Origin of the sequence: Ornithinibacter sp. (assembly GCF_035443565.1) — a bacterium.
GTDB lineage: Bacteria > Actinomycetota > Actinomycetes > Actinomycetales > Dermatophilaceae > Fodinibacter.
Genome location: NZ_DAORSO010000057.1, coordinates 1 through 1978, shown reverse-complemented (window position 1 = coordinate 1978; position 1978 = coordinate 1). Strand labels below are relative to the sequence as shown.

Here is a 1978-nt window from a genome sequence, read left to right as displayed (position 1 = left end):
ACACGGCCACGACGACGAGCACCACCGAGCCGGGGCGGAGACACGATGACCGACCAGATCCAGCAGATCCAGACCGAGCGGCGCCCGACCCGCCAACGCGCGGCCATCGCCGACGCTCTCGACGGCTCCCCGGAGTTCCGCTCGGCCCAGGACATCCATGCGGCCATGGCCGGGTCGGGCACCAAGGTGGGCCTCGCGACCGTCTACCGCAACCTCCAGGCCATGGCAGCCGAGGGCGAGCTCGACGTCATCCGCACCGCCGAGGGCGAAGCCGTCTACCGCTCGTGTGCGACGGCACACCACCACCACCACGTCGTGTGCCGCTCGTGCGGTCTCGCGGTCGAGGTCACCGGGGACGCCGTCGAGCGCTGGGCCGAGGCGGTCGCCGCGGCCAACGGGTTCACCCAGGTGCGGCACACCGTCGAGATCGACGGCCTCTGCGCCGCCTGCTCGAGGGCTAGCTCGTAGTCTCTGGTAGGTCGATGGCGCCTCCATAGCGACGCTCGCGATCGACGTAGAGCTGGATGGCCTCCCACAGGTCGCGCCGGTCGTAGTCGGGCCACAGCCGGTTCTGGAAGACCATCTCGGCGTAGGCGCTCTGCCAGAGCAGGAAGTTGCTCGTGCGCTGCTCCCCCGAGCTGCGCACGAACAGGTCGACATCGGGCATGTCGGGCTCGGGCAGGTAGCGGGCGATGGTGCGCTCGTCGACCGATCGCGCCTTGAGCCGACCCTTGGCGACGTCCTCGGCGAGGCGCTGCACGGCATCCCCGAGCTCGGCGCGTCCCCCGTAGTTCACGCAGAAGTACAGGGTGAGGCCGGTGTTGTGGCGGGTGAGCTCCTGGGCCACCTCGAGCTCCTTGATGACCGATCCCCACAGGCGCGGGCGGCGCCCGACCCAGCGCATGCGCACGCCCCACTCGTGCAGCTGGTCGCGGCGCCGGCGGATGACGTCGCGGTTGAAGCCCATGAGGAACTTCACCTCGTCGGGGCTGCGCTTCCAGTTCTCCGTCGAGAAGGCGTAGGCCGACAGGTGGGTGACGCCGACCTCGATGGCTCCGGCGACGACGTCGAGCAGGGCCGCCTCGCCGGCCTCGTGACCCTTGGTGCGCGGCAGGCCCCTCTGGTTGGCCCAGCGCCCGTTGCCGTCCATGACGACGGCGACGTGGCGCGGCATCCGGTCCGGTGCGATGGCCGGGGGGCGGGCCCCGCTCGGGTGCGGGAACGGCGGCGGGTACGGGGTGGGCGCGCTCACCGCTCCACCATACGGAGGCTTCGGATGCCGCGTTCGATGTGCCACTGCAGGAAGGCTGCGGTCAGGCCACTGCCCTCACGGCGGTGGTGCAGGTCCGAGGCGTCGGCGATGGCCCAGTCGCCGGCGAGCAGCGCCGAGAGCAGCAGCAGGGTCTCGGGGGCCGGGGCGGCCGATCCCGGTGGACGACAGCTCGGGCACACCGCCCCACCCGCGACGACGTGGAACCCGCGGTGTGGGCCGGGTGCGCCGCACTTGGCGCAGTCGTGGAAGCTCGGCGCCCAACCTGCGACGGCGAGCGCGCGCAGCAGGTAGGCGTCGAGCACGAGGTTCGGGTCGTGCTCGCGGCCGGCCAGGGAACGGACCGCGCCGGCGAGCAGGAGGTACTGCTGAAGGGCGGGTTCGCGTTCCTCGGTGAGCCGGTCGCAGGTCTCGAGCACGGCGGTCGCGGCGGTGTAGCTCGGGTAGTCGCGGGCGATGGCATCCCCCCACGGGTCGAGGGTCTCGACCTGGGTCACGGTGTCGAGGTTGCGCCCCTCGTAGCACTGGACGTCGATGTGCATGCCGGGCTCGAGCCGGCTGCCGAAGCGTGACTTGGTGCGCCGCACACCCTTTCCGACGACACGCACCTTGCCCAGGCGTCGGGTGAGGAGGGTGACGATGCGGTCGGCCTCACCCAGCTTCTGGGTGCGCAGGACGATCGCCTCGTCGCGGTAGAGGGGCACCGCA

Annotated in this window: 3 protein-coding genes; 1 reads left to right on the top strand and 2 read right to left on the bottom strand. The window is 71.6% G+C overall.

Annotated features, from left to right (window positions below; all coding sequences use genetic code 11):
- Nucleotides 1–45 precede the first annotated feature (45 nt).
- Nucleotides 46–468, top strand: coding sequence for a Fur family transcriptional regulator (locus tag PLL68_RS08005; RefSeq protein WP_324533248.1), 423 nt, complete (start codon nt 46–48; stop codon nt 466–468).
- Here PLL68_RS08005 and PLL68_RS08000 read toward each other — a convergent pair.
- Together PLL68_RS08000 and recO are read right to left on the bottom strand one after the other, a co-directional pair.
- Entirely contained in the window at nt 458–1252 is a 795-nt protein-coding gene (locus tag PLL68_RS08000; RefSeq protein ID WP_324533247.1) for an isoprenyl transferase, read from the bottom strand. The two genes, PLL68_RS08005 and PLL68_RS08000, sit on opposite strands and share 11 nt — an antisense overlap.
- Nucleotides 1249–1974, bottom strand: coding sequence for a DNA repair protein RecO (recO, locus tag PLL68_RS07995; RefSeq protein ID WP_324533259.1), 726 nt, complete (start codon nt 1972–1974; stop codon nt 1249–1251). Before recO ends, PLL68_RS08000 begins: the two co-directional genes overlap by 4 nt.
- Nucleotides 1975–1978 lie beyond the last annotated feature (4 nt).